The organism is Arthrobacter sp. 'calajunan', assembly GCF_046940185.1.
In the GTDB taxonomy this organism is placed as follows: domain Bacteria; phylum Actinomycetota; class Actinomycetes; order Actinomycetales; family Micrococcaceae; genus Glutamicibacter; species Glutamicibacter soli.
The window spans coordinates 45,760-71,335 of record NZ_JBKZDY010000001.1 but is presented as its reverse complement, the minus strand read 5'-3'; the positions used below and the strand labels follow the sequence as shown (position 1 = coordinate 71,335).

The 25,576-nt window shown below is 66.1% G+C and carries 25 protein-coding genes and 1 other RNA gene; 8 read left to right on the top strand and 18 right to left on the bottom strand.

Annotated features, from left to right (window positions below; genetic code table 11):
* The first annotated feature begins 3 nt into the window (after positions 1–3).
* Both RF641_RS00345 and crcB read left to right on the top strand, forming a co-directional pair.
* Positions 4–510 carry a fluoride efflux transporter FluC gene (locus RF641_RS00345; RefSeq protein WP_424572143.1) on the top strand — a complete coding sequence of 169 codons (507 nt, stop codon included), beginning with the start codon at positions 4–6 and terminating at the stop codon, positions 508–510.
* On the top strand, positions 507–890 hold the full coding sequence (crcB, locus tag RF641_RS00340; protein ID WP_113607927.1) for a fluoride efflux transporter CrcB: 384 nt from the start codon (positions 507–509) through the stop codon (positions 888–890). Before RF641_RS00345 ends, crcB begins: the two co-directional genes overlap by 4 nt.
* A gap of 88 nt (positions 891–978) precedes the next feature.
* Here crcB and RF641_RS00335 read toward each other — a convergent pair whose 3' ends face one another.
* The 14 genes from RF641_RS00335 to RF641_RS00270 all read right to left on the bottom strand — a co-directional run bounded on the left by RF641_RS00335 (position 979) and on the right by RF641_RS00270 (position 12,015).
* Positions 979–1,485, bottom strand: coding sequence for a DUF2568 domain-containing protein (locus RF641_RS00335; RefSeq protein WP_047118717.1), 507 nt, complete (start codon positions 1,483–1,485; stop codon positions 979–981).
* A gap of 171 nt (positions 1,486–1,656) precedes the next feature.
* Positions 1,657–2,025: a transfer-messenger RNA gene (gene ssrA, locus RF641_RS00330) on the bottom strand.
* 130 nt (positions 2,026–2,155) lie between these two features.
* Positions 2,156–2,635, bottom strand: a complete 480-nt coding sequence (smpB, locus tag RF641_RS00325; protein WP_047118716.1) for an SsrA-binding protein SmpB — start codon at positions 2,633–2,635, stop codon at positions 2,156–2,158.
* 54 nt (positions 2,636–2,689) lie between these two features.
* Positions 2,690–4,123, bottom strand: a complete 1,434-nt coding sequence (locus tag RF641_RS00320; RefSeq protein ID WP_053797773.1) for a M23 family metallopeptidase — start codon at positions 4,121–4,123, stop codon at positions 2,690–2,692.
* 59 nt (positions 4,124–4,182) lie between these two features.
* Positions 4,183–5,097 (bottom strand): permease-like cell division protein FtsX, encoded by a 915-nt coding sequence (ftsX, locus tag RF641_RS00315; protein WP_047118714.1) that lies wholly within the window; start codon positions 5,095–5,097, stop codon positions 4,183–4,185.
* The gene (ftsE, locus tag RF641_RS00310) at positions 5,094–5,900 is read right to left on the bottom strand and encodes a cell division ATP-binding protein FtsE (protein ID WP_047118713.1); all 807 of its coding nucleotides are present in this window, start codon (positions 5,898–5,900) and stop codon (positions 5,094–5,096) included. Before ftsE ends, ftsX begins: the two co-directional genes overlap by 4 nt.
* Before the next feature lie 328 nt (positions 5,901–6,228).
* Positions 6,229–7,344, bottom strand: a complete 1,116-nt coding sequence (gene prfB / locus RF641_RS00305) for a peptide chain release factor 2 (RefSeq protein ID WP_047118712.1) — start codon at positions 7,342–7,344, stop codon at positions 6,229–6,231.
* Positions 7,345–7,393: 49 nt separating this feature from the next.
* Positions 7,394–7,855, bottom strand: coding sequence for a hypothetical protein (locus RF641_RS00300; protein ID WP_113607924.1), 462 nt, complete (start codon positions 7,853–7,855; stop codon positions 7,394–7,396).
* Complete coding sequence (locus RF641_RS00295) at positions 7,848–8,294, bottom strand: hypothetical protein (RefSeq protein WP_113607923.1); 447 nt, start codon at positions 8,292–8,294, stop codon at positions 7,848–7,850. The genes RF641_RS00300 and RF641_RS00295 overlap by 8 nt, the downstream gene beginning before the upstream one ends.
* Complete coding sequence (locus RF641_RS00290) at positions 8,287–8,706, bottom strand: TadE family protein (RefSeq protein ID WP_047118710.1); 420 nt, start codon at positions 8,704–8,706, stop codon at positions 8,287–8,289. The genes RF641_RS00295 and RF641_RS00290 overlap by 8 nt, the downstream gene beginning before the upstream one ends.
* A 7-nt stretch (positions 8,707–8,713) precedes the next feature.
* Positions 8,714–8,947, bottom strand: a complete 234-nt coding sequence (locus tag RF641_RS00285; RefSeq protein ID WP_231735973.1) for a hypothetical protein — start codon at positions 8,945–8,947, stop codon at positions 8,714–8,716.
* Positions 8,948–9,002: 55 nt separating this feature from the next.
* Positions 9,003–9,944 (bottom strand): type II secretion system F family protein, encoded by a 942-nt coding sequence (locus RF641_RS00280; protein WP_053797769.1) that lies wholly within the window; start codon positions 9,942–9,944, stop codon positions 9,003–9,005.
* The gene (locus RF641_RS00275) at positions 9,941–10,792 is read right to left on the bottom strand and encodes a type II secretion system F family protein (RefSeq protein ID WP_113607910.1); all 852 of its coding nucleotides are present in this window, start codon (positions 10,790–10,792) and stop codon (positions 9,941–9,943) included. Before RF641_RS00275 ends, RF641_RS00280 begins: the two co-directional genes overlap by 4 nt.
* Positions 10,789–12,015, bottom strand: coding sequence for a CpaF family protein (locus RF641_RS00270; protein ID WP_424572142.1), 1,227 nt, complete (start codon positions 12,013–12,015; stop codon positions 10,789–10,791). The genes RF641_RS00275 and RF641_RS00270 overlap by 4 nt, the downstream gene beginning before the upstream one ends.
* 285 nt (positions 12,016–12,300) lie before the next feature.
* Here RF641_RS00270 and RF641_RS00265 point away from each other — a divergent pair, with 285 nt between their 5' ends.
* Positions 12,301–16,023, top strand: coding sequence for an FtsK/SpoIIIE domain-containing protein (locus RF641_RS00265; RefSeq protein ID WP_424572141.1), 3,723 nt, complete (start codon positions 12,301–12,303; stop codon positions 16,021–16,023).
* Here the strand turns inward: RF641_RS00265 and RF641_RS00260 are convergent, their stop codons facing one another.
* Positions 16,024–16,437 carry a hypothetical protein gene (locus tag RF641_RS00260; protein WP_053797765.1) on the bottom strand — a complete coding sequence of 138 codons (414 nt, stop codon included), beginning with the start codon at positions 16,435–16,437 and terminating at the stop codon, positions 16,024–16,026.
* Positions 16,438–16,786: 349 nt separating this feature from the next.
* Here RF641_RS00260 and RF641_RS00255 point away from each other — a divergent pair, with 349 nt between their 5' ends.
* Both RF641_RS00255 and RF641_RS00250 read left to right on the top strand, forming a co-directional pair.
* A complete protein-coding gene (locus RF641_RS00255) occupies positions 16,787–17,035 on the top strand; it encodes a WhiB family transcriptional regulator (RefSeq protein ID WP_047118688.1) in 249 nt (82 codons plus the stop codon).
* A 202-nt stretch (positions 17,036–17,237) separates the two neighbouring features.
* Positions 17,238–19,457 (top strand): protein kinase domain-containing protein, encoded by a 2,220-nt coding sequence (locus tag RF641_RS00250; RefSeq protein WP_424572140.1) that lies wholly within the window; start codon positions 17,238–17,240, stop codon positions 19,455–19,457.
* 89 nt (positions 19,458–19,546) lie between these two features.
* On the opposite strand, the gene RF641_RS00245 is transcribed toward RF641_RS00250, so the two are convergent.
* Complete coding sequence (locus RF641_RS00245) at positions 19,547–20,938, bottom strand: class II 3-deoxy-7-phosphoheptulonate synthase (protein WP_047118686.1); 1,392 nt, start codon at positions 20,936–20,938, stop codon at positions 19,547–19,549.
* Between the two features lie 104 nt (positions 20,939–21,042).
* Positions 21,043–21,717 carry a lysophospholipid acyltransferase family protein gene (locus RF641_RS00240; protein ID WP_047118685.1) on the bottom strand — a complete coding sequence of 225 codons (675 nt, stop codon included), beginning with the start codon at positions 21,715–21,717 and terminating at the stop codon, positions 21,043–21,045.
* Between the two features lie 145 nt (positions 21,718–21,862).
* On the opposite strand from RF641_RS00240, the gene RF641_RS00235 reads away from it, so the two are divergent.
* The 3 genes from RF641_RS00235 to RF641_RS00225 all read left to right on the top strand — a co-directional run bounded on the left by RF641_RS00235 (position 21,863) and on the right by RF641_RS00225 (position 24,988).
* Positions 21,863–22,636, top strand: coding sequence for an alpha/beta hydrolase (locus RF641_RS00235; RefSeq protein ID WP_047118684.1), 774 nt, complete (start codon positions 21,863–21,865; stop codon positions 22,634–22,636).
* Complete coding sequence (locus RF641_RS00230; protein ID WP_424572139.1) at positions 22,633–23,067, top strand: hypothetical protein; 435 nt, start codon at positions 22,633–22,635, stop codon at positions 23,065–23,067. Before RF641_RS00235 ends, RF641_RS00230 begins: the two co-directional genes overlap by 4 nt.
* A 109-nt stretch (positions 23,068–23,176) precedes the next feature.
* Positions 23,177–24,988, top strand: coding sequence for an AMP-dependent synthetase/ligase (locus tag RF641_RS00225; RefSeq protein WP_424572138.1), 1,812 nt, complete (start codon positions 23,177–23,179; stop codon positions 24,986–24,988).
* Here RF641_RS00225 and RF641_RS00220 read toward each other — a convergent pair.
* The gene (locus tag RF641_RS00220) at positions 24,961–25,503 is read right to left on the bottom strand and encodes a hypothetical protein (RefSeq protein WP_424572137.1); all 543 of its coding nucleotides are present in this window, start codon (positions 25,501–25,503) and stop codon (positions 24,961–24,963) included. The two genes, RF641_RS00225 and RF641_RS00220, sit on opposite strands and share 28 nt — an antisense overlap.
* Positions 25,504–25,576 lie beyond the last annotated feature (73 nt).

Here is a 25,576-nt window from a genome sequence, read left to right as displayed (position 1 = left end):
GCAATGACCGAAGACCTCCCCCAGCCGCTGCCCCCGGGCCCCGAGCCGGCCGACGCCCTGCGCGCGCAGCGGCGCCGGAAGCGCCGGGCGCACCTGCGACCGGGCCAGCTGCTGCTGGTGTTCCTCGGCGGCGCGGCGGCAACCGCGGGCCGCGAGGCCGTGACTCTGCTGCTCCCTGCGCTGCACGGCTTTCCGAGCGCCACCTTCGCCGTGAACATCCTCGGTGCGCTGCTGCTCGGACTGCTGCTTGAATCGCTGGACCGCGCCGGCTCCAGCCCCAAGAGCGCCCGGCGGATGCGGCTGCTGCTGGGCACCGGGTTCATGGGAGGCTTCACCACCTACAGCACCTTCGCGGTGGACGCTGCGTTGCTGCTGGGCGCAGGCTCCGTCGGCCTCGGCGTGCTGTACGCGCTGGGCTGCGTCGTGCTCGGCGCGACGGCCAGCTGGTGCGGCATCCTGCTCGGGGCCACGCGCCGCCGCCGCGGAGCCTGCGCGGAGGATGCCCGATGACCGCCACGTTATTCATCGTTTTGTGCCTGTGCGGCGGCCTCGGGGCCTGCGCCCGCTACGCGCTGGACGGATTGGTCGCCTCCCGCCTAGCAGGGTCCCTGCCGTGGGGCACGATCCTCATCAATCTCAGCGGATCGTTCCTGCTGGGCCTGCTCGCGGGCTTGGCCGCCGGCAACCTGCTTCCCGCGGCGTGGCAGCTCGCAGTCGGAACGGGGTTCCTGGGCGGCTACACGACCTTCTCCACCGCCAGCGTCGAGACTGTGCGATTGCTGCAGGCTCGCAAGCCGGTAGCCAGCGCGGCTAATGCCGTCGGCACCATGCTCGGCGCCCTCTCTGCGGCCGGGCTCGGACTGTGGGCCGCCGCATGGCTGTGCTCGTGACCGGACGGACGATTAATAAGCACGATTAAAAGACATGAGCCAGGCCTGTCGGCCTGGCTCTACTGATTGAAAACTTGGGTGGTGCGACTCAGCGTGCGGCGCGGCGGCCGCGGGCTGGTGCTGGCGACTGCGCGGACTGGGCAGTTCGGGCGCCCACCGGCTGCGGTTGTGGCCGGGGGCTGGGCTGGGGCTTGGTCCGGTCGTGCGGTACTACGTAGCCGCCGGTGGCGAGGATCAGGATCGCGCTCACGCCGGTGAGCACGAGCATGGCGATGGCCCAGATCTGCGACTGCTCGGTGAACGACCGGTCGATGCTCAACCAGAGCACATAGGAGCCGACCAGGTAGATCAGGTGGATGAGCGTGAGCCTGGTGCGCAGGCGAAGCTTGACGACGGCCTTCGGCGAGAAGAACACCGACCAGAGCGCCAGCAACGGCACCACCACCACGAGGATCGCGGGGATCGTCGGCCAGGGCACATAGGCGATGGCGGCAAGTGCCGCGGCGAACAGCAAACCGACCTCCAGCAGGAAGGCGACGGCCGCGTAGAGCGAAGAGAGGATGGGTGAAACTTTCTGGGTATTGCTCTTGCCCATGGCTGACTGCCTCACTCTAATTCCGCATGTTTTCGCCCAAGGATGCTCTCGGTATCTACTCAATTCTATGTGGTAAACAGAACGCCCGCGAGCAGGCTCGCGCGAGAGGTACAGCACCTCCAACCCGATTCCGGGCAGCAAAAGGCCCCGGAACCGAAGTTCCGGGGCCGTTGGTGGAGATGGGGAGAATTGAACTCCCGTCCGATGTAGTGTTGCCAGGTCTTCTCCGGGCGCAGTTTGCTGCGGAATTTCTCTGCCCCAGCCATCACGCAAACAAGTGGCTGGTCCGGGCACAGTTGCCTAGATATGTACCCAACAGCGGCAACAACTGCCGGATACAGTGGCTATCTAAATGACGTTAGGAACAGGGGCGATAGCATCCCCTGGCTAACGGACTGTCTGGCTGCTTAGGCAGCGAGAGCGAAGTCAGTGCGCTTAGATTCGGCACTTATTGTTTTGCAAAGAGCGTTTACGAGATAACTTTGCGTCCTCGGCCCGCTTCATCTGTCGCGACTTACACCGTCGAAACCGATCATCCCCGTATTTTGTTGTCAGTTCCGGGTTTCCCCGGATGCAACCGCACCGAAGTGCGTTAATCAATCATAGCGCACCTCCCGCTGGAACCCCAACGAGAGATGCGCCACCGATTCAGCGCGTAGCTACAGCCCGATCAGGCATGACCGCGGTTGCGCTCGCGCATGGCACGCAGTGCTTCACGGTTGTCCTGCTTCTCGCGCAGCGTCTGACGCTTGTCGAATTCGCGCTTGCCTCGCGCGATGCCGATCTCGATCTTCGCGCGCCCCGACTTGAAGTACAGGCTCAGCGGCACGATGGTCAGGCCGGCTTCGGAGATCTTGCGCTCGATCTTGGTGAGCTCCTGGCGGTGCAGCAGGAGCTTGCGACGGCGACGAGCCGCGTGGTTGGTCCAGGAGCCGTTGAGGTACTCCGGGATGTAGCAGTTCTCGATATACAGTTCGCCGCGATAGAACTGGCCGAAGCCGTCCACCAGCGATGCCTTGCCTTCGCGCAAGGACTTCACTTCGGTGCCGGTCAGCACCATACCGGCTTCGAATGTGTCGAGAATTTCATAATCGTGGCGAGCTTTGCGGTTGCTCGCGATGACACGATCTTCCTGGTTCTTCTTGGCCATGACACTCCTTGCATGTCGCGGGCGGTTTCCCGCGCACAAATATCAAGTCTAGCGTTAGAGAAGTCCCAATGGGTTCACGGCTTGGCCGTTGACAATCGTTTCGAAGTGCAGGTGGCATCCGGTGGAGTTGCCGGTTGTGCCGACGTATCCGATGACCTGGCCCTGGGAGACCTTCTGCCCGACGCTGACGGCGATCTTGGACATGTGGTGGTAGTTCGTTGCCAGCGCCTTGCCGTTGACGACGCCGTGCGAAATTGTCACCTTGTTGCCCGAGGAGCCTCCCCAGCCTGCCATCCAGACTTCGCCGTCGGCGGCTGCAGTGATCGGCGAACCGCACTGGCCTCCGAAGCCCCAATCGAGACCGGCGTGCACGTAGCCGCCGCGTCCGCCGTAGTCGATGGTGCCGGCAGGCGTCGGGCGCCAGCCGAAGCTGGACGTGATCCGGTTGCCGGTAGTCGGCTTGACCAGTCCCCAGGCGCTGGAGCCTGACGACTGCGGCGCGGCCGGAGCGGAGGTTTCCTTGGGAACGTACTTCTTTTTGGTATAGGTCTGCTTCTTGGCCTTGGCTTCCGCGGCCAGCTTGGCCTGCTGGGCCTCGTAGGCCGCTTTGCGCTTGGCTTCGGCTTCGGCCGCCTTGCGCTTGCGTTCCTGCTCTTCGCGCAGCAGGCGCTCCTGGCGCTCCTTGATATCGGCCTGCACCTGCGCGTACTCGGCCTGTTGGGCCTTCAGCTTGGCCTGGATCTGTGGCTTCTTCGCTTCCAGCTGCGCGCTGAGGGACTCGGTGCTGACAACAAGCGCATCCAGCTCGTCCTTGGCGGACTGCGCCGCATTGCGGGCGGATTCCTCCTGGGCCAGCGCTTCTTCAGCCTGTGACTTCAGCGAGGAAATTTCCTTCTCCACCGCAGCCAGTCGGACCTTGTTGTTCTCGTTGTTCGCTTTCTCCTGCGCCAGATCGTTGTAGGCGGAGTTCTGCGATTCCATGGCGCGGTTGGCCATGTCGAGGCCGTCGGCCATGGCCGTCGCCGATTCCATGTTCAGGATCATGTCCAAGCCGCCGGATACGCCGCCACGCTTGTACGCTTCGGAAGCGATCTTGGCCATGGCGTCTTCCGCCTTGGCCATTTCCGCGTTGTTCGCTTCGATCTCCGCTGCGACCTTGTCACGGGTTCCCTGGGCGCTGATCAACCGGTCATTCAGGTCCGCCACGGTTGCCTGGGCGTTGGCGACGCGGTTCTGCGCATCGGCCAATGCCGCCTGCAGGACCGGGACCTGGGACTGCTGGTCACGCAGCTTCTGGTCGGTTTCCTGGATGTCTGCATCCAGGAACTCCATGTCCTGTTCCAGGTTGTCGATGTTCTCCTGAACCTCGACCTTCTTGTCATCGAGTTCATCGGCGACAACGAGACCAGCTGGCAGTGTCAGGGCGAGAGCCATTGCTCCACCGAGAGTGGCGCGCAGGAACTTGCGCCGAACTGCGTTGGACAGCATAGGTCTCCTTAGAGAAGTGCGAAAAGCAGGTTGAACACGACACAAAGGTCGAAGTGAAGCTAAACCTTCAGGTAACGCTTCAACGTTACCACTGATGAAATTGTTGCCAAAACGATACCAATTATCAAGAGCACCGGAGCTATGAGCCAGACCTCACCGGTGGAAATGAAAGCCACTCCGACGTTCTCACTTGCGAGTTTGTCCTCAACGAGGAACTTCATCAGCAGCCAGAGCGTCCCGGAAGCCAGCACGCCGCCAATGATGGAAGCAATAACGCCCTCGATGATGAACGGAAGCTGGATTGTTGCCTTGGAAGCGCCCACCAGACGCATGATCGTGGTTTCCAGCCGTCGATGCATGGCCGACAGCTGGATCGTCGTGCCAGTGAGGAGCACGGCGCAGGCGATCATGACGATCGCCACGATGGCGGCTGCGGCAGAGGCGACGCGAACGAGCTGGAAGACCTTTTCCAGCAGTTCGCGCTGGTCGACCACCGAATCCACGCCTGCAACGGTTGAGAATGCCTCGTTGATGACCTGGTATTTCTCAGGATCGACCAGGGCGACGCGGAAGGACTCGGGCAGCTGGTCGGCCTTGACCTGGTCGACGAGCGAGGAGTTCTTGTACTGGTCAAGGAAGTTCTTGTAGGCGTCTTCCTTGGACTCGTAGGCGATTTCCTTGACGTACGGCGCGAGCTGCTCGGATTCAAGCATGGCCTTGATGGAGTTGCGCTGATCGTCGGTGACCGGCTTGCCTGCGCAATTCGGCGAAGCGCTGGTGTCGTCGCAGAGGTACACGGCGACCTCCATGCGGTCGTACCAGTAGCCCTTCATCTGGTTGATCTGCAGCTGCAGGAGCGCCGAAGCGCCGACGAAGGTCAGCGACACGAAGGTCACCAGCACCACCGAAACGACCATGACGACGTTCTGGCGCAGGCCCTTGACGGCTTCGCGCAGGATAAATCCTAGTCTCACTGGTCTTCGTCCTTCTTTTCATCCATGGCTTCAAGCGGTTCGCGCTCTTCGTTCGGCTCGGCAGAGGCATCGCCGAAGAGCAGCGCGCGGGATCCGTCCTGGTTCACCACGGTCGTCATCGGCGTGTACTGGCCCTGCGCTTCATCTCGCACAACGCGTCCGGAGCTCAGCTCGATGACGCGGTGGCGGTACTCGCTGACCAGCTCATGGGCGTGCGTCGCCATCAGCACGGTGGTGCCGTTCTGGTTGATGCGGTCCAGCACGTTCATGACTTCAATGCTGTTCTTGCGGTCGAGGTTGCCGGTGGGCTCATCGGCCAGCAGGATGGCGGGCTTGTTCACAATCGCGCGGGCGATGCCTACGCGCTGCTGCTCGCCGCCGGAAAGTTCGGTTGGCTTGCGCCGGGCTTTGTCCTCGAGGCCTACGAGCTTCAATGCGTCGGGGACCCGGTCGCGGATCTGCGCGCGGGAGGCGCCGATGACTTCCATCGCGAAGGCGACATTGTCGAAAACTGTGCGTTCGCGCAGCAGGCGGAAGTCCTGGAAGACGAAGCCGATGTTGCGGCGCAGTTTCGGCACGCGGCGGCTCGGGATGCGATTCAGGTTCTGGCCGGCCACGTAGACCGCACCGTCGGTGGCGCGCTTCTCACGCAGGACAAGGCTGAGGAAGGTGGATTTACCGGAGCCGGATTCGCCGACAAGGAACGCGAACTCGCCGCGGTTGATCTCGATGCTCACGTCGTCCAGGGCAGCGTTTTTCTGCTTGGGCTCGTAAACCATCGAGACGTTTTCGAATTTAATCATGTCTTCAATCGCCAGTTTTCGTCGGGGCGCGACCCACGAAAACCAATCTCGAGAGCAAACGTCTTCTGATGCGCCAATCAACCAAACCTTATCGGGGCGCGGCGGCCATCATGAAAGCATTCGCGGGTGTGTTGCCAGATTCATCAGCTACTAACAGCTGACCCAAATTTTGTTCCGGCCGCCCAATCCTGCACTGGCAACCAGTTTTTACCGGTCGCTGTCGCAGGATCAGCAGGCGGCCTCGGGGACGTGAGTTTTCTCAAGCATCCGGTCCCCCGGACCTGCGGAAGCGACCCGCGCCGGAGCGGGTCGCGAGGGATCGTGCGGGCTACTTGCCCGGGCGGCGCTGCGTGGCGCGCCAGCGGATGCCGGCGTCGATGAAGTCGTCGATTTCCCCGTCGAGCACTGCAGCGGTGTTTCCGACTTCATGCTCGGTGCGCAGGTCCTTGACCATCTGGTACGGGTTGAGCACGTAGGAGCGCATCTGGTCGCCCCAGGACGCCTTGACGTCGCCGGCCAGTTCCTTCTTTTGCGCGTCCTGCTCGGCCTTCTTCTGCAGCAGGATTCGGGATTGCAGCACACGCAGCGCGGCGGCGCGGTTCTGGATCTGCGACTTCTCGTTCTGCATGGACACCACGATGCCGGTCGGGATGTGGGTCATGCGCACCGCGGAGTCGGTGGTGTTCACGCTCTGCCCGCCGGGACCCGAGGAGCGGAAGACGTCGACCTTGATTTCGCTTTCCGGGATCTCGATGGAGTCGGTCTGCTCGATCAGCGGGATGACTTCCACCGCGGCGAAGGAGGTCTGGCGGCGGCCCTGGTTGTCGAACGGCGAGATGCGCACCAGACGGTGGGTGCCGGCTTCGACCGAAAGGATGCCGAACGCGTAGGGCGCGTCGATTTCGAAGGTGGCGGACTTCAGCCCGGCTTCTTCGGCGTAGGAGGTGTCCATGACGGTCGCGCTGTAGCCGCGCTTCTCCGCCCAGCGCAGGTACATGCGCAGCAGCATTTCAGCGAAGTCCGCGGCGTCGACGCCCCCGGCACCTGAACGGATGGTGACCACGGCGCCGCGGGCGTCGAACTCGCCATTGAGCAGGGTGACGATTTCCAGGTCGTCCAGCGACTTGCGGATGGCGAGCAGTTCCTTGTCGGCTTCCGCCAGGGTGTCCGCGTCGTCTTCCAGCTCCGCGAGTTCGACCAGGACTTCCAGGTCGTCGATGCGGGTGTGCAGCTTGGTCAAGCGCTCCAGTTCCGACTGGCGGTAGGAGAGCTTGCTGGTGACGATCTGCGCGCTGGCAGGATCGTCCCACAGGTCTGGGGCACCGGCTTCCTCGGAAAGTACGGCGATGTCAGCCTTGATTTGATCGACGTCGCTCACCTCCTCGATGGCGGCGAAGGTCGCGCGGAGTGAGCGGATTTCAGCGGGGAAGTCAGTATTTGCCATGGTGTTCTAAGCCTACGCCATGTGCGGTTCGGTTCAGGATTTTGCGTCGCTAGCGGCTGAGTACGGTTCGCGCGGTGGAATGCACGGTAATGGGGATCCCGGCGGGCACGATCCAGCCGATGATGGGCGGGCTGACGGTGCCGGTAAGCACGATTTCGGCGCCCTGTCCCCCGGGCAGCACGTGGACCGAGGCGATGCCCAGGTTGTCGACGCGCCCCGAAGCGCCGACGTCCGCCAGGTAGCGCCGGGCTCCTTGCTGGACCTGGTCTGCGCTGAGCTGGATGCGTGGGGCGCCGCCGTCGGCGACGAATTCGAATTCGTCCACCGCCGCCACGATGGCCCCGTCGGCCAGGGAGAGCAGCTGCCGCGCTTTGAGGTTCACCGCGCTGGCGGCAAGGACCACGGAGATGGTCAGCAGCGTGATTGCGCACAAGCCGATGGCCAGCACCAGCGACTGGCCCTCTTCGCGCCGCGCGGCCAGGCGCAGCCGGCGCAGGCTGCGGCTAGCCAAAACGGTCAACCCTTTGGGCCGCGGTGGCGTCCACGGTGAAGGCCGAGGCGGAGATGTAGTCGGAGACGAAGGGCAGCGGGACGTCCAAGCTGACGGTGACGGTCACTACCGAGCCCGGGCTGAGGCATTCGCCGCTGCAGGCGATGGCGGTCTTCGATCCGCTGAATCCGAAGTTCGCCATGGCCCGGTCGGCCGCCGCCTGCGCGTTGGACCTGGCCTGTGCCGGGTTCTCGGACACGGCGAACACTTTGGCGGCCTGGTCAGCGGCGGAGACCACCGCGTAGCTGCCGCCTTCCAGCGCCGCGGCGGCCAGCACCAGGTAGATCATCGGGATCAGCAGGATCGTGGCGGCGAAGATGAACTCCACGATCGCACTGCCCCGCTCCGCGGCGGCCGCCGTGCGACACCGGCGCAGCAGCTGGCGGCTGGCCCTAGCCATAACGCACCGCATCCGAGCTGACGCTCAGCTCCCACCCGTTGGGCAGGAAACCGATCAGCGGCACCCTGGTGTTGACGGTGACTGTCACCAGCTGGGTGCCGCCGATGGCCGTGGTTGACACGGACACGTCCCTGGCAAAGCCGGCGTGCAGCGATTCGGTGATGAGCGTGCGGGTGCGGCCTGCCGCATCGGCGGGCGAACGGTTTGCCAGCGCGCCGTAATGGGCGCCGTTGGCGGCGGCGTCGGTGAGCGTATTGCGCACGTGCAGCGCCAAGGCCAGCTGCATGATCGAGAAGGCCAGCACGATCAGCAACGTGGTGATCATGACGAATTCGGCCACGGCCGAGCCGCGTTCCCCGTCCTGCCCGAGCCTGCCGGCGCTGCCGGTACGCCGGCCCGTACGGTTGCGCATGTCGGTCCTAGCCCAACCCGGACACCCTGTCGATGGCCTGGTTGAACAAGTCCTGCAGCCGGGGTCCGGCGATCGCCAGCAGGGCGGCCACCAGCAGGGCGCTCATCAACGTGATCATGACCCATCCGGGCACGTCGCCGCGCTGGTCGCGGGCCCGGGCGGCCGCCCGGTCCCAGAGGTCCCGGCCCGCGTCGGCGACGTGCAGGCTGAGGGTGAACATCATCATGTGGAGCCGTGACATGGTGGCCCCTCCTTCGTGTAGGTGGTGCGGTGTGATGGTTTCAATGTCGGACCCGTCAATAGCTCATCTCCAAAAGCGCTAGTCCCGGGAAGATCGCGAAGACGATGGTCAGCGGCAGCACGCCGAAGATGATGGGCACCAGCATGGAGATTTCGCGTTTGCCGGCGATCTCCATCAGCTCGCGCTTGGAGGCATCGCGCACGTCCTGCGCCTGATCGCGCAGCACCTGCCCCAGGGGTGTGCCCCGTTCGGTGGCCACGACGATGGCGTCCACGAAGCGGGTCATCGCGCCGATCTGCACCCGGTCGGACATGTTGGACATGGCCTGCACCATGCTGGTGCCGGAGTGGATGTCGTTGAGCGTGTGGGTGAACTCGGCGCCGATGTCGCCGTGGCAGATGCGCGAGATGCGCTCGACCGCGCCGGTGGTCGATTCCCCGGCGCCCACGGTCAGCGCGAGCACCTCGGCGACGGTGGGGAACTGCGTCAGGATCCGGCGGGCGCGGCGCTTGACCTGCTCGCCGAGCCACCAGCCGCGCAGGAAGTAGCCCATGACCGCGCAGCCCAGCACCACCGTCACCGCCAGCGGCAGCGACACCGGCTGGCGGAAGGCCAGCAGCGCCATCAGCGCCGAACCGATGACCAGCCCGGTCAGCGCGCACAGCAGCTCTTGGGAGCGGTAGTCGACCAGGCTCAGGCGCAGCCCTGCGGCTTGCAGCCGCTTGCGCACGGTGGCCGAGGAGGGGCTGTGCACGTTGGCCAGTTTCCTGGCCTGCTGCAGCAGCGGGCGGGCCAGCTGCCACAGCGCCGGGGTGGCCGCATCCTGCTGCCAGGAATCCTGCAGCATGCGCGAGGAGCGCACGCCGACGCGGATGTGCGGGGCGACCCGGTCGGCGAAGGCCATGGGACGCCAGGCCGGAAGCCGCAGGAGCATCAGCCACAGCCCGGCCCCGAATCCCAGCCCGCACAGCGCCGCCCACGCGGTGTAGTTGTTCATGACAGCACCCGTTCCTCGATCGGCAGCGCGCCCAGCCGCAGCATCACCCGGTAGCAGAGGAAGGAGACGACCAGCCCTGCCAGCAGCACGAAGACCCCGGCCGGGGTGAGATAGGCGTCCTTCGCCGCCGGCTGGGTGCCGAGCACCAGCAGCAGGATCCACGGGGCGGCGACGGCCAGCCGGGCGGCGGAGACGATCCAGGACTGGCGGGCGGCCAGCTCGCCTCGGGTACGCACGTCGTCGCGCAGGAACGCGGCTAGCGTGGCCAGCGTCTGGCCCAGGTCGGTGCCGCCGACCTCGCGGGTGATGCGCAGCGTGGTCAGGATCTTGTCCGCCACGGGGTCCGCAAGACGTTCGCCCAGCTGGTCCAGCGCCGTGCTGAAGTTCGCGGTGGCTCGGTAGTCCAGGGCGAAGTCGCGGAACACCGGGCGCAGTGTCTCGGGTCCGACCTGCGCCAGCTGGCTGAGCGATTCGGGCAGCGACAGGCCGGCGCGGATGGCGCTGCGCAGGTGGTCGACGACCTCGGGCCACTGCTCGTGCAACGCGCTCTGGCGCTTGGCCGCCTGGTGGCGCAGGTACACCCACGGGGCCAGCACCCCGAAGATCGCGAAGACGCAGGCGAACAGCCAGGAGGCGGTCAGACCCAAGGTCAGCAGCGCGAACACCACCCCGCTGGCCAGGCAGATCAGCATGAACTTGGCCGGGCTTACCGCGGTGACCCCGGCGCGCAGCAGCGCCTGCCCGATCTTCGAGTGCCGGCTGCGGGTGCGTTCCCAGGGCGCGAACAGCAGCCAGTCGGCCAGCAATGCCAGTCCCAGCCCGCCCAGCAGCCCCAGGAAAATGCTCATGATTCCTGCCCCAGCCGCTCGGCGACGTTCAGCCCGGCCTGGTTGAACTTCTCATGCGACCAGTCAGCGCCGGAGGCCGGCACCAGCTCCCCGGCCCGGCGTTCGAACAGCGTGGAGGTTTCGATCGCCCCGCCCTCCACCCGGTTGCGCACCGCGAGGATCTCATTGACATAGCGGTTGCCGGAGGCATCGCGCACGCAGTGCACCACCAGGTCCAGGCAGGCGGCGACGGTCTTGATCGTGAAGTCGCTGGTGATGTTCGGCCCGGCCAGCAGCGGCAGCGTGCAGATCTTGATGATCGCGTCGCGGGCCGAGTTCGCGTGCAGCGTGCACAGGCCGGCCACACCAGAGTTCAGCGCAACCAGCAGGTCCAGGGATTCGGCCTCGCGCACCTCGCCGACGATGATGCGGTCAGGGCGCATGCGCAGCGCCTCCTTGACCAGCCGGCGCATCGTGATTTCGCCGGTGCCCTCCAGATTCGCCAGCCGCGTCTGCATCGCCACGACATCGCGCAGCACCAGGTTCAGTTCGAAGATCTCCTCGATGGTGATGACCCGTTCGCGCGACCCGATGGAGGAGGACAGCGCGTTGAGCATGGTGGTTTTGCCGGCCTGGGTCGGCCCGGTGACGATGACGTTCAACCCGGCGGAGATCGCCCAGCCCAGGTAGGTGGCCGCCGCGGGGCTGAGCGACTTGAGATCCACCAGGTCTTCGAGCCGGGCGGCCCGGGCGATGAACTTGCGGATGTTCACCGCCCAGTGCTCGTGGGTGATGTCCGGGATGACCACGTGCAGCCGGGAGCCGTCGGGCAGCTGGCAGTCCACGAACGGCTGGGACAAATCCAGCCGCCGCCCGGAGGACTTGAGCATGCGTTCGACCAGTCCGGCGACCTCCGCGGCGTCCAGCCTGATGTGGGTCAGCTCGCTTTGCCCGCCGCGGGCGCAGAACACCTGGTGCGGGGAGTTGATCCAGATTTCCTCCACGCTCGGATCGTCGAGCAGCTGCTGCAGGGCGCCGAATCCGGCGACGTTGTCGTAGACCGTGCGCCGGGCCTGCTCCAGAGATCCCAGGGCAGGGACCGCGCCGAGCAGCGCGCGTTCGTCGTAGTCCCGCACGACGTCCTCGATCAGCGACTTCATCAATGCGGGCTGCTTGGCAGGGTCCAGGCCGCGGCGTCGGACCAGCTCTCGCACTTCATCTTCCACGATGGACAGGGCATCCACGTCAAGATCCTTCGGGCCTTGTGGGAGTTCGGCGTTCCCGGAATTCTCGGGGTCCATCGGCGAGCGCGCGGCCGGTGCAGCGGTGGGCCTCGGGACCGGCCCGAGCCCTATTTCTGGATATGTCTGTGGAGCCTAGCCCCGACGCCAAGTCCTTTCAAGACGTTTCGCGAATTTGTGGATAAAGCTACTGGCGGTTATCCCCAGTCCGGCTTTCGCCGGCCCGGTAAAAGCGGTGGTCGTGATGGGCTGGTCAAACTGCTGGACGCGGCCGGGCTGGGAGGGAAGATGCTGCATTATGAACTGCTGCTGTCCGCGCGCACGCTGCTCAATCCCCGGCAGCTGCTGCTGCGGGTCTCCTCGGCCCTGGACGGCCCGCAGCTGGCGTCGGTGCTCGACGAGCAGGTGCCGGGCACCCGCTGGTACGTGGGATCGACGCCGCTGGCGGATCTGGGAGCGCTGGTTCCGGGAAGGCCGCTGCTGCTGGCCGATGTCCCGGGCCCCGGTTTCGCGGCGTCGGCCGGCAGCACGCGGTTGAAGTTGTTCGTCCCCGAGGGGCCGGATGCCGGGGCCTGGATCGAGTTGGAGCGAGGCGCCTACGACATCGGCCGCGGCGCGCCGCTGCGCCTGGGCGATCCGCAGGTTTCGCGGGTGCACGCCCACCTGCTGGTCGACGAGCGTTCCCTGCGTGTGCGGGCGGCTGGCGGACAGCGGCTGCTGGTGCTCTCCGACCGGGGTGCGGTGCCGGTTCGCGGGGAGGTGGAGCTGCATGCGGGCAGCCGGATCCAGCTTGGCGGCACGGTGTTGGAGGTCGGCGATCCCGCGCGCACCGAGGCGGGTTTGGCGGTGGAGGACGGCCAGCCCCAGTTCAGCCTCCCGCCGCGTCCCGAGCTGGGCCGGTTGGTGACGCTGTGCGTGGCCGCGCTGGTCCCGGTGCTCTCCGGGGTGCTGCTGGCGGCGCTGACCGGGTCCATGCTGTTCCTTGCGGTCACCGGGCTCTCCGCGCTGCTGGGTGTGGTCCCTGCGGCGCAGCTGCTCGGCGAGCGCCGCCGGTGGAAACGCACGGTGCGTGACCAGCAGCGCAGTATGGTGCAGGCGCGCGGCCGTTTCGCCTGCCCGCTGGGGGTCGCAGTGGTCGCTGGCATCGACCGGGCGCAGCTGGGGGTGCTTCCCGCGGGGCTGCCTCCCCTGGTGTTCGGCCGCGGCAGCTGGCAGCTTCCGGGAGGGAAGCCTCCCCGGGAGGGCGGCGCCCGGAGGATGCGCAGGGTGCCCGGCGGTAGGCGCTCTGCTCGCAGGATCGCCGGCGTCCCGGTCTTCGCGCCGGCCGCCGCGCAGGTGTGGCAGTTGCGCGGCGGCGACGACCCGGCGGTGGACCGCCTGCTGGCTGCGCTGCTGGCCAGGTTCCTGCCGCACGTGGCCGCCGGCCGCATCGAGCTGGTCGTCGATCCGTCGGTCACCCGGCTTCCGGCAGAGCTGATGCTGTTGCCGCATGCACGTCAGGGCACCGCCGGGCAGCTGGCTCGGCACGCTGAGCCGGCTCCCGGTGCCGCCGGGGCATCGGGCGGTCTCGGGAACACGGCAGCGCCGGAACCGATGATCGAACGGATTTTCCTGACCATGCTCAGCCCGGTCCGGCTGCCGCGCACCTTGGTGATCAGCCTTCATCCGGTGCCCGCGGCGCAGTGCGACTACTGGGTTGATCCGGTGGGTTGCCGCGCCCAGCTGCCCGACGGGAGCCTGCATCTGGAATCGCCGGACCGCTTGGATGCGGGGAGGCTGGCCCGGATCGTCCAGGCCTGCCTGGCGCTCCGCCCGGATGAACCCGCGCCAGCCGGGCCGCCGCCGGAGCAGGCAAGATTGGCCGCGGTGATCGGAGAGGATGATTCCCATGGGCAGCAGCTGCTGGACTTCGACGCGGACGGGCCGCATGTGCTGGTGTGCGGCACCACCGGGTCGGGCAAGTCCGAGGCCTTGCGGCGGATCATCGCGGATCTGGCCGGCCGGTGCAGCCCCGAGCAGCTGGCGTTCGCCCTGGTCGACTTCAAGGGCGGCGCGGGCTTGGCGGTTTTCGAGCCGCTGCCCCACGTGCAGCTGTCGGCCAGCGACCTGGATGCCGCCGGAGCCCAGCGGACCTTGGCGCAGCTGGAGCGGGAGGTGGCCCGCCGTGAACGCCTGCTGGCAGCGCATCGTTGCAGCGACCGCTCGGAGTACGTCCGGCTGGCCGATGTGCCCGCGCTGCCCCGGCTGCTGGTGGTGGTCGACGAATTCAGGGTGTTCACCGAATCCCTGCCCGAATCCGCCGCGCGCATTGACCGGCTGGCGGCGGTCGGCAGGTCCTTGGGCATCCATCTGCTGCTGAGCACCCAGCGGGCCGCCGGCTCGCTGTCCGGGCAGACCCGCGCGAACCTGAACACCGTCATTGCGTTGCGGGTCCACGACGCGGCCGAGTCCATGGAACTGGTCGGTTCCCCGGCCGCCGCCCGGCTGTCCGGCCCGGGCAGCGCGATCATCGCGGGTTCCGGTCATGCCAACCGCCAGGTCCAGTTCGCCCTGGCGGTCAGCCCCGCCCCGCACGGGAGCGTTGCCGAACGCGGCCCCGGGAACCTGGTGCTGCATCCCGTGGGAAGCTTCGGCCGGCCTGATCCCGAGGCGGAGGGACAGGCCCTGCGCCGGCAGGTGCGCCTGCTGGCCGAACGCTGGGAGCATTCGCACCTTCCACCGTGCCCCTTTGCCCCGCAGCTGCCGCCGCCCCAGAGTGCGGCGCCGTTGCCGGAGCAGTGGGAGGGCGCCGAGGGCGGCACCATCTACTGCGGAGTCGTCGACAACCTCGCCGCGGGCCGGCTGGAGGACTTGAGCGTAGATCCAGCCCGCGGCCAGGGATTGCTGGTGTGCGGCGTCCCGGAGGCCGGCGGCCGCCGCCTGCTCGAGGGGTTCGCCCGCCTGGAGCGCCGGATCCTGTGCTTCGGCGAGGCCCTGTTCCCGGATCCCGCCTTAATGCCCGGGGTGCGCACCGTGGGTGGAGAAGACCAGTATCAATTCCTGGAAGCGCTCGACTATCTTGAGTCGCTGCCCCCTGACCGCCTGACGCTGGTGCTGGTGCACGGCATCGCCCGGCTGCAGTCCCAACTGGATCCGGCAGTCTTCCAGCGATTCGACCAGGCGCTCATCGAACTGTTGCGGCATGGAGCTTCGGCGCCGGCGCAGCTGGTCCTGCTGGCCGACCGCGACCTGAATCTGCTCAAGGCCGCCGGGCTGTGCGCCGAGCAATGGTACTTCCCGCTTAATGCCACCGATTCCCTGCGCATGTCCTGGCCCAAGCTTCCGCCTTCCAGCCAGTTGCCAGGCCGAGGGGTCAGGTTCAGTCCCGCCAACGGGCCGATGACCATCCAGTTGACGGCCGTAACCGCCAAGCAGGAACCGGATTGCCTGCCCGGGACTTTGTGGCCCGCGCGGCAGCCGTTCGTGGGCGATGGGAATCCGCGCGATCTTGCGGTGGGGCGGACCGCATTCACCGGGCAGGCTTTCGGCTTCGACCAACCCCAAACGGCACTGGCCATCTGCCCTCGCGAACGCGACAGGCAGGAGCTCGCTGCCTTCCTGGCCGAACGCTGGCAGGCGGCCATGGTGGATGGCGCCGCGCCCTGGCTGCGCTGGGTCCAGGAGTTCGAAACTGAAGGCGCGGGACCTGCAGCGCCAACGATCTGCGTCGTGCTGCACGACACCACCGACCCCAGGCTTGCCGAGCTGCGCCAGCGAACCGCCGCGCTGGGCACCCTGGCGGTGCTGTTTCTCCCTCCCTCGGCCAGGCTCGCCTACGATCTGGGGTTGCCGGGCATGATGCTCGATGACCGGCAGGCGATTGCCGTGGAGGCATGCCATCCGCAGGACCTGTTGCCGCTGGCCTGGCGCCCGCTGCCTCCTGCGGCAGGCCGCGGCTCGTGCGGGAAAAGGCAATGGCGCGCGATCGCCGGCTTTGCCGGGCAACCACGCGCCATCATCATCGGGCCATGACTACTGCGAGGGACGGTCTCCGAGGAATTGAGTGGTCTTCGGCGCGAACAGCAGCACTACGGTCGTTCCGGCCACAATGATCGACAAAACCGCCGCGGAAATGACGATCGGCATATCGGACTGGAAGAAGGAGACCGAGAGGATCAACTGGAACAATTGCCAGACGATGATCGGGGCTCGGGTGTACGCCCTGCCGCGGAAGAAGTTGATGGCCACCGAGCCCTGCCAGATGGCCAGGAAGAGGCACAGCGCAAGCATGAAAAGACGTCCGCCGATGTTCACCACGCCATCCGAGGTGAGGTGGATGGCGTAGTCGACGGCGTAGGCAAGCACCGCCAGCGCCTCGAACATCACCAGTGCTGCGACGGCAATGACACTGCTCGGACGCGGGATTTTAGTTTCTTCGTTGCTCACCCCAACCATTTTCGTTGAGGCGCTTGCGGAACTCAAACGACAGCGCCGCAACGGGCTTGTAGCCCCTGCCACATCCGCGTCAACTAGCCTAAGCCTAGGCCGATTTCCATGTGAGAAAGCACTCAGGCAATACGACATATTTCGCATCACTGACCCTTGTTTACTTTCTCGTAACATGAAAACCTTATGTGGTTGGCAAAACGATGACCCCGTCGTTCACGTCCGACGATGCGAAAAGCACTACGGCATTAACACCGTCCCCCGCTGACCTTTCCAAGGCGGGGCGTTCGTGTGTTCAGATCATGAGCATTTCGTCCCCCCTCAAAGATTTCAAGGAGCATCAATAAGCATGGATTGGCGTAGCCGCGCGGCGTGTCTGGATAAGGACCCGGAACTTTTCTTCCCGGTGGGTAACACCGGTCCGGCCCTCTTACAGATCGAAGAGGCCAAAAGCGTCTGCCGTCGGTGCGAAGTGACCGAAACCTGCTTACAGTGGGCCATCGAGTCCGGTCAGGACGCTGGTGTGTGGGGTGGAATGAGCGAAGACGAACGTCGCGCTCTGAAGCGCCGCGCTGCACGTGCCCGCCGCGCATCCTAAGAGACCGCTCACGAGGTAGATCTCGCAACCCGGGAAGCTGCACGAAATCCGCCAGAGGTAGACACCACTGGCGGATTTCGGCTTTAAACCGGAAATTCTCAGGTCGGCTGGGTACATTAAAAGGTAGTAAGCATGTTCGAAAGGAGCAGTGGGTGAATCACGCCTATGCGGCGCGCCATCCCAAGTCAGGAGTGCGTGCACCATGAGCCCTGCTCTTGCCGACCCCAATCTGGGTACGACCCTCGATGACCGTTACCGCATCGACCACCTGCTCGCGCTGGGCGGGATGTCCAGGATCTACCGCGCCATGGACAAGCGCCTGCACCGCGCGGTGGTCGTGAAGATCCTGAACGACAACTTCGCCAGCGAGTCCACCGTCCGCGAGCGCTTCGAATCAGAAGCCGTGATCGCAGCGAACATCACCCACCCGAACGTGGTGTCGATCCGCGACCACAACGTCACGGACAACATCGTCTACCTGGTGATGGAGTACGTCCGCGGACGCAACCTCGACCAGGTGATCTCCGAACGCGGTCGGTTCACGCCGCGCCAGATGCTCAGCGTGCTGGAGCAGGTCTGCCACGGGCTGGGCGCCGCCCACTCCGAAGGCATCATCCACCGCGACATGAAGCCAGCGAACGTGCTGCTGGCGGATACCGGCGAGGTCAAGGTGACCGACTTCGGGCTGGCCCGCGCGGCCAGCGCCCACACCCAGTCCGCAACGCTGGTGGCCACCCTTTCCCATGTCTCCCCGGAGCTGGTCTCCGGCGCACCGGCCGATTCGCGCAGCGACATCTATGCGGTCGGCATCATGATCTACCAAATGCTCACCGGGCGCCTGCCGTATTCGGAAACCAATGCGGCCGCGCTGATGAAGCACCATCTGGACTCCCCCATGCCGCTGCCCTCGGATGTCGTGCCCGGGCTGGCCACCGATCTGGACGAGCTGGTGCAGTGGTGCACCGAGAAGGACCCCGAGAAGCGGCCGCAGAACGCCGAGCTGCTGCTGGACGAGGTCATCCAGATCCGTTCGACGCTCAGCGAAGAGCAGCTGGACTTCGACGCGGACACGCTGGGTGGCATCGAGGACCTGACCCCTGGCTCCATGGCACACATGCCCACCACCGTGCAGCAGCGCCTGGACGACTGGCAGCGCGAGCGCGAAGAAGCCCGCGAACGCCGTTGGCAGCTGCAGGGAACCGGCGCCACGGCGGACGGCTATTCGCTGGACGCGCAGCCCGATCAGGAAGAGACCACCATCATCGCCGCGTCGGATGCCACCGAGGTGCTGGATCTGCGCGATGCGCAGGCCACCGTGGTCCACGCCCCAACGGCCGGCGCAGGCTCCCCTGGAGCAGATGCCACCGCCGCCTACTCGCGGACAGACATCGAAACCTTCGGCGCCGATGAGCCCAACGAGCAGGATCCACAGCCGGCCGCGCGCTCCCCGCGCGGCGAGAAGCGTGCCACCAAGGCGGCGCAGAAGCAGTGGCGCAAGGAAGCCCAGGTGCCCACGCACCGGCTGCGCAAGCCCAGGACCGCAGCGCAGAAGACCGGGTTCATCGCGGCATGGGTGCTGATCGTGGCGCTGGTGGCCGCCGCAGGCTGGTTCTTCGGGCGCGGCCCCGGAACGGTGATCCGCATCCCGTCGCTGAACGGCCTGCTGCAGGAACAGGCGGTTTCGCAGATGTCCGAGCAGGGCGTCCCGGTCAGGCTCGGCTCCGCCTTCGACGACGAGATCGCCATCGGGCGCGTCGTCGATTCGCATCCGGCCAGCGGCGAGAACATCATGAAGTTCCAGGGGGTCGAGCTGATCGTCTCGCAGGGCCCCGAACGCTTCGAGATCCCGCAGGTAGCGGGCAAGAGCCTCCAGTCGGCCACCGAGCTGCTGGCCGAGCACGAGCTGGCCAAGGTCAAGGAGGTCCGCGAATACTCCTCAGAGGTGGAGAAGGGCAAGGTCATCTCCTCCTCGCCGGCCGCGGGCAAGACCGCCGCGCGCAAGGACGCCATCACCCTGACGGTGTCCAAGGGACCGGCCCCGGTGCAGGTTCCGGCGCTGCAGGGCTTAAGCGAAGACGACGCCGCCGCGGCCCTCGAGTCAGCGGGACTGCGCCTGCAGGTGGGCGATCCGGTGTATTCCCGCGAGGTCCCTTCGGGCCTGGTCGCCGCGCAGTCACCTCAGAACGGCACCGCCGAGGTGGGAAGCTCCGTGACCGTGAACCTGTCGCAGGGCCCGGAGTTCGCCCAGGTCCCCTCGGTGATCGGGCTGGGTGTCGAGGAGGCGACCCGCGTGCTGGAAGAGGCAGGGTTCACCGTCAAGGCGCACCATGTGCTCGGCGACTTCTCGCAGACGGTGCGCATGCAGTCGCCGCTGAACCAGAGCATCGAGCTGGGCAGCGAAATCAGCATCTACGCGTTCTAGCCGGCAACAGCCGGTGCACGCAAAAAGGTCTGGCCCATCATCCCCGCGAGAGGTGACGGGCCAGACCTTTTCAGTTCTCCGGTGCGGGCCTAGCGGCGAGCGCGGCTCTGCAGCGCCGAGGAGACCAGGAAGGCCATTTCCAGGGACTGGCGGTGGTTCAGGCGAGGATCGCAGACCGACTCGTAGAGCTCGTCGAAGTCCTCTTCGCGGATCGGATCGGCGCCGCCGAGGCACTCGGCGACGTCGTCGCCGGTCATCTCCACGTGCAGGCCGCCCGGGTTGGTGCCCAGCGAGTCGTGCACCTCGAAGAAACCGCGGACCTCGTCCATGACGTCGTCGAAGTTGCGGGTCTTGTAGCCGTTCTTGCTGGTGACGGTGTTTCCGTGCATCGGGTCGGTGACCCACAGGACCTGCGCACCGGTGGCGGTGACCTTCTCCACCAGGTTCGGCAGCTTCTCGCGGATGTTCTTGGCGCCCATGCGGGTGATGAACGTCAGGCGGCCGGGCTCGCGGTTCGGATCCAGCTTCTCGATCAGGGCCAGGGTGTCCTCGACCGAGGTGTTCGGGCCGAGCTTCACGCCGATCGGGTTGCGCACGCGGGACAGGAAGTCCACGTGGGCGTGGTCCAGCTGGCGGGTGCGCTCACCGATCCACAGGAAGTGCCCGCTGGTGTCGTACGGCAGGCCGGTGCGCGAATCGGTACGGGTCAGCGCACGCTCGTAGTCCAGCAGCAGCGCCTCGTGGGAGGCGAAGAACTCGGTACGGGTCAGGCCCTCGAAGCCGGCGCCGCAGGCGTCCATGAAGCGGATGGCGGAGTCGATTTCGCCAGCCAGCTGCTCGTAGGCCGAGTGCGCCGGATTGGCCATGAAGCCGCGGTTCCAGGAATGCACGCTGCGCAGGTCGGCGAAGCCGCCCTGGGTGAACGCGCGGATCAGGTTCAGCGTGGCCGAGGAGGTGTTGTAGGCCTGGACCAGGCGCTTCGGGTCGTGGGCACGGGACTCCGGGGTGAAGTCGTAGCCGTTGACGATGTCACCACGGAACGCCGGCAGGGTGACGCCGTCGCGGGTCTCGTCGTTCGAGGAACGCGGCTTGGCGAACTGTCCGGCCATGCGGCCCATCTTGATCACCGGCATCGAGGCGCCGTAGGTCAGCACGACGGCCATCTGCAAAATGGTGCGCACGCGGGCGGAAATCTTGTCCGCGGTAGCGTCGGCGAAGGTCTCGGCGCAGTCGCCGCCCTGAAGCAGGAAGGCCTTGCCCTGGGCCGCCTGAGCCAGGCGTTCACGCAGAACGTCGACCTCGCCGGCAAAAACCAGTGGCGGACGCGAACCCAGTTCAGCAATGGAAGCACTATAGTCCGGGTGCTCACTCCAGGTGGGCTGTTGGGCAATAGGCAGATCACGCCACAGATCAAGTTGCGGGTCGGTGGCGGGGCCGGCTACGGATGAGCCGGGCAATGGGGTTCGGTTTTCTTCGCTCACCTTGACAAGTCTACGTGCCTTGCGCGCAAAGCACCGCGTGCAATGTAACAACCGGACGTAACACAGGGCACGCTCCCCGCTGGTTCCCCTGCCCCGGGCGCCGGCTACTTCTTTTTGGCCTTGGTCGGCGCGTAGACGTCGACGTAGCTCTGCCCGGACAGCACGTTGATGGCCTTGCGGATGTCGTCTGCCACCTGGCGCAGCACCGCCGGGTCACCTGACTGCTCGGCGAGGTGGGAGAAGTCCAGCGGCTTGCCGATCTTGATGCCGATGCGGCCCGGGTGCGGCAGGCGCTGGCCGATGGGCTGCACCTTGTCTGTGTTGATCATGGCGATCGGGATCACCGGCACGCGGGATTCCAGGGCCAGCTTGGCGACGCCGAGCTTCGCCCGGTAGAGCCGGCCGTCGGGTGAACGGGTGCCTTCGGGGTAGATGCCCAGCAGCTTGCCCTCGGCCAGGGCGGTATTGGCGCTGGCCAGGGAGGCGGCCGAGCCACGGCCGCCCGAACGGTCCATCGGCAGCTGGTTGATGTTGCGGAAGAACCAGGCGACAAGCCGTCCCTTGGGGCCCTTGCCGTTGAAGTAGTCGTCCTTGGCCAGGAACACGACCGGCCGCTCGATCATCGCCGGCAGGAACACCGAATCACTGACCGAGAGGTGGTTGGAGGCAAGGATCGCGCCGCCCGCGACGGGAATATTATTGATGCCCTGGATGTCAATCTTGAAGAAGATTCGCAGCAGCGGCTTGACCGCGAAGCGTTTCAGAAAGTCGTACAGCACGATGGGGCGGTTCCTTCTTCTCGTCATCAGGCGTCGTGGGCGGACACGCCCGTCGAGGTGTTGACTGGCGTGGGTCCGTACCCTTCAATTGTGCACTACGCTCGAATAAGAATGCAGTACAACGCAGCACCTCAAGGGGGACGTGATGAGCCACGACGTACATCAGGGCGCGGCTGGCCAGCCGGCAAGGAAGCCTGCCGTACTGCTGATCCACGGGTTCACCGGATCCAGGACCGCCATGCTGCCGTGGGCGCAGGCGCTCGAGTCCGCCGGATTCGACACCCTGTGCCCGGTCCTGCCCGGCCATGAGACCTCCTGGCAGGACATGATCGGCCGGAATTTCTCCGAATGGATCCTGGCCACCGAGCAGTCGTTCGACGAACTTGCAGCAACGCACGAGCAGGTGTTCGTCGCGGGGCTGTCGATGGGCGGCGCGCTGGCGTTGCACCTGGCTACCCGGCGCAACGTCGCCGGGGTTTCGCTGGTGAATCCGGGGCTGGTCGTGGACAGTCCGCTGGCCCCCTATACCAAGTACCTGCGGCGTATGGTGCGTTCGGTCGCCCCGATCAGCAACGACATCGCCAAACGCGGGGCCGACGAAAAGGCCTACGGGCGCACCCCGGTGGCCGCGGTGCACCAGCTGTACCAGCTGTTCGCGCAGACCCGCAGCAGGCTTGGCCTGGTCACCGCGCCGGTCCAGCTGTTCCGTTCGACGGTGGACAACGTGGTCTCCGACGCCTCGGTGCACGCGCTGACCGAAGGGCTGAACCCCGGCACCCTGGCCGAACACCACCAGCTGCTGCATTCGAAGCATGTCGCGACCCTTGACTACGACGCCGCGCAGATTTTCGAGGAATCCGCCCGGTTCTTCCACCACCTAGCCGCGCAGGCCACGCACTCCCCGAAGGGCAGGCCATGAACCCTGCAGAAAATAAGCCGTCCGGCGCCGACGATCCGCGCTGGGACGAACTCGTTGAGAATTTCCGCACCCTGGACCAGGGCGCCCCGCGCGAACCGAGCGCCGCAGAGCGCCAGGCCGAGCTGCGCCAACTGTTCTCCACCGGCCCCGGCGCGGTCACCGGCCCCCGCAACTACGAGGTCGAGGACACCGAGGAGGAGTTCATCCCCGACGAGCCGGCGGCGCTGGGCTCCGGCAACCCGATGGTCAACCTCGCCTGGACGATGGCCGCCGGCGGGCCCATCGGCTTGCTGCTGTGCGTGATCTTTTTCCGCTCGGCCCCGACCTTCGTCTACATCGGCCTGGTCGCGCTGTCGATCATCGGCGTGATCTACCTACTCAGAAGGCTACCTACCGAACGCGATCCGGGAGATGATGGAGCAAGGGTCTGATCGACTTTGAACCCGAGGAACGCTAGGTTACTGTAGAGTAATAACAATGTGATGCGGATTACCCCGCATTGCCCACCGGGTCACACCGAGTTCAGGAGATGAGACACAGATGCGCGAATACAGCACTCCGCTACGCATCCACTCGCCGGCAGAGTCGAACATCACCGACCTGCTGCTGCGCCACGCGAATTCAGCTGCTAATCCGGCGCTCTTCTCCAAACCGGCTCCCGGCGGCACCTGGCAGGACGTCACCGCCTCGCAATTCGCCGCGGAGGCCGCAGCCATCGCCAAGGGCTTCATCGCCAACGGCATCAAGGCCGGCGACCGCATCGCCCTGATGGCGCGTACCCGCTACGAATGGACGCTCGTCGACTTCGCGATCTGGTACGCGGGCTGCGTCACCGTCCCGATCTACGAGACCTCCTCCCCTAGCCAGGTCGCCTGGATCGCCGCGGATTCCGAAACCGTGGCAGTGGTCGTGGAAAGCCCGGCCCACGAAGCGGTGGTCCGCGAAGCCGCCCACCAGGAGCAGCTCGAATGCCTGGACCACGTCTGGCAGTTCGACGAGGGCCTGGCCCAGTTGACCGAGGACGGCAAGGACGTCAGCGACGAAGAGCTGGAGCAGCGACGTTCCTCGGCGAACCTGCAGGACATCGCGACCATCATCTACACCTCGGGCACCACCGGACGGCCCAAGGGCTGCGAACTGACCCACTCCAATTTCGTCGAGCTCGCGGAGAACGCGGTGGCTGAACTGCCGGCGGCCGTGTATCCCGGCGCTTCCACCATCATGTTCCTGCCGCTGGCCCACGTCTTCGCGCGCTTCATTTCGGTGGTCAACGTGGCCGCAGGCTGCCGCACCGGCCACACCCCTGACGTCAAGCACCTGCTCGAAGACCTTCAGTCCTTCAAGCCGAACTTCATCCTGGCCGTGCCGCGCGTGTTCGAGAAGGTCTACAACTCGGCCATGCTCAAGGCCGAGGATGGCGGCAAGTCCAAGATCTTCCACGCGGGCGTGGATGTCGCGGTGAAGTACTCGCGGGCCGAACAGTCCGGCAAGATTCCGCTCGGCCTCAACTTGAAGCACAAGCTCTTCGACGCACTGCTCTACAAGAAGCTGCGCGGGGCCATGGGCGGCAACATCCGCCACGCGGTTTCCGGCGGCGGGCCGCTGGGAGAGCGCCTGGGCCACTTCTTCAATGGCATCGGCGTCACGGTGCTCGAAGGCTACGGCCTGACCGAGACCACCGCCCCGGTCACCGTGAACACCCTGGACCGCATCAAGATCGGCACCGTGGGCAAGCCGTTGCCGGGCAACGCGGTGCGCATCGCCGAGGACGGGGAGATCCTGGCCAAGGGCGTGTGCGTCATGCGCGGCTACCGCAACCGCCCCGACCTGGAAGCCGAGACCTTCACCGACGGCTGGCTGCATACCGGAGACATTGGCGAGCTCGATTCGGACGGGTTCTTGAAGATCACCGGCCGCAAGAAGGAAATCATCGTCACCGCCAGCGGCAAGAACGTCATCCCCGCAATGCTCGAGGACCAGATCCGCGCCGATGCGCTGGTTTCCCAGTGCGTCGTCGTCGGCGAGGGGCGCCCGTTCATCTCGGCCCTGGTCACGCTGGATCCCGAGGCGGTGCCGGGCTGGCTGGAACGCCACCACCTGGACAAGAACCTGTCCATGGACGAGCTGTCCACGCACCCCGAGGTGCTGCAGGCCATCCAGAAGATCATCGACAAGGCGAACACCTCGGTCAGCCGGGCTGAGTCCATCCGCGCGTTCCGCGTCGTCTCCGAGGACTTCACCGAGTCCTCCGGACACCTGACCCCGTCGATGAAGATCAAGCGCGCCGTGGTCCTCAGCGACTACGATGCGCTGATCGAGGACATCTACTCGGCACCCAAGCCCGTGGCATAGTCCAGCACGGCTCCGGCAAGTTCCCACGATGCGCGGGAGGAAGCGGCCCAGGGAAACCTGAGGCCGCTTTTCCGTGCCTCGGCGGCGAAATTCCGCTCAAGCACCACACGGGCGAAGGCCGGCGCCGGGCGGTTCTTGGGCTGGTGGCCCAGCTGGGCGAAGACGAGGTTCTCGGCCAGCGCGCGGCGCCCGTTGGCCAGCAGCCATTCAACCAGATCCATGAGCCGGTCCTCGGTCTCGGCGCTCGCGTCCCCCAGCACCACCAGCACGTCGATTCCGGTGAACTTGCCGTCCATGACTGCGGCAACCCGCTGCGGTCCTGCGGCGGCGACTCGGGAGGGCAGCTGCAGTTCGGCAAATTGCTCGGCCAGCTGCTCGGCGAGCTCCGCCAGCGGCAGGGCCGGGTCCAGGGTGAACAGCAGCACGCCCAGTTCGGCGCGCAGGGCGGCGACCTCCTTGGCCTGCTGCTGCCGCGCGGCAGGGACGCCGTCGGAAGTGTTCCTGCCAGCTTTCATATTCCCTCCTGGGTAGTTCGTGGCCGGCGCCGGGTGGGGTGCCGCCTCCATGATCGTGCCATAAACAAGTCGT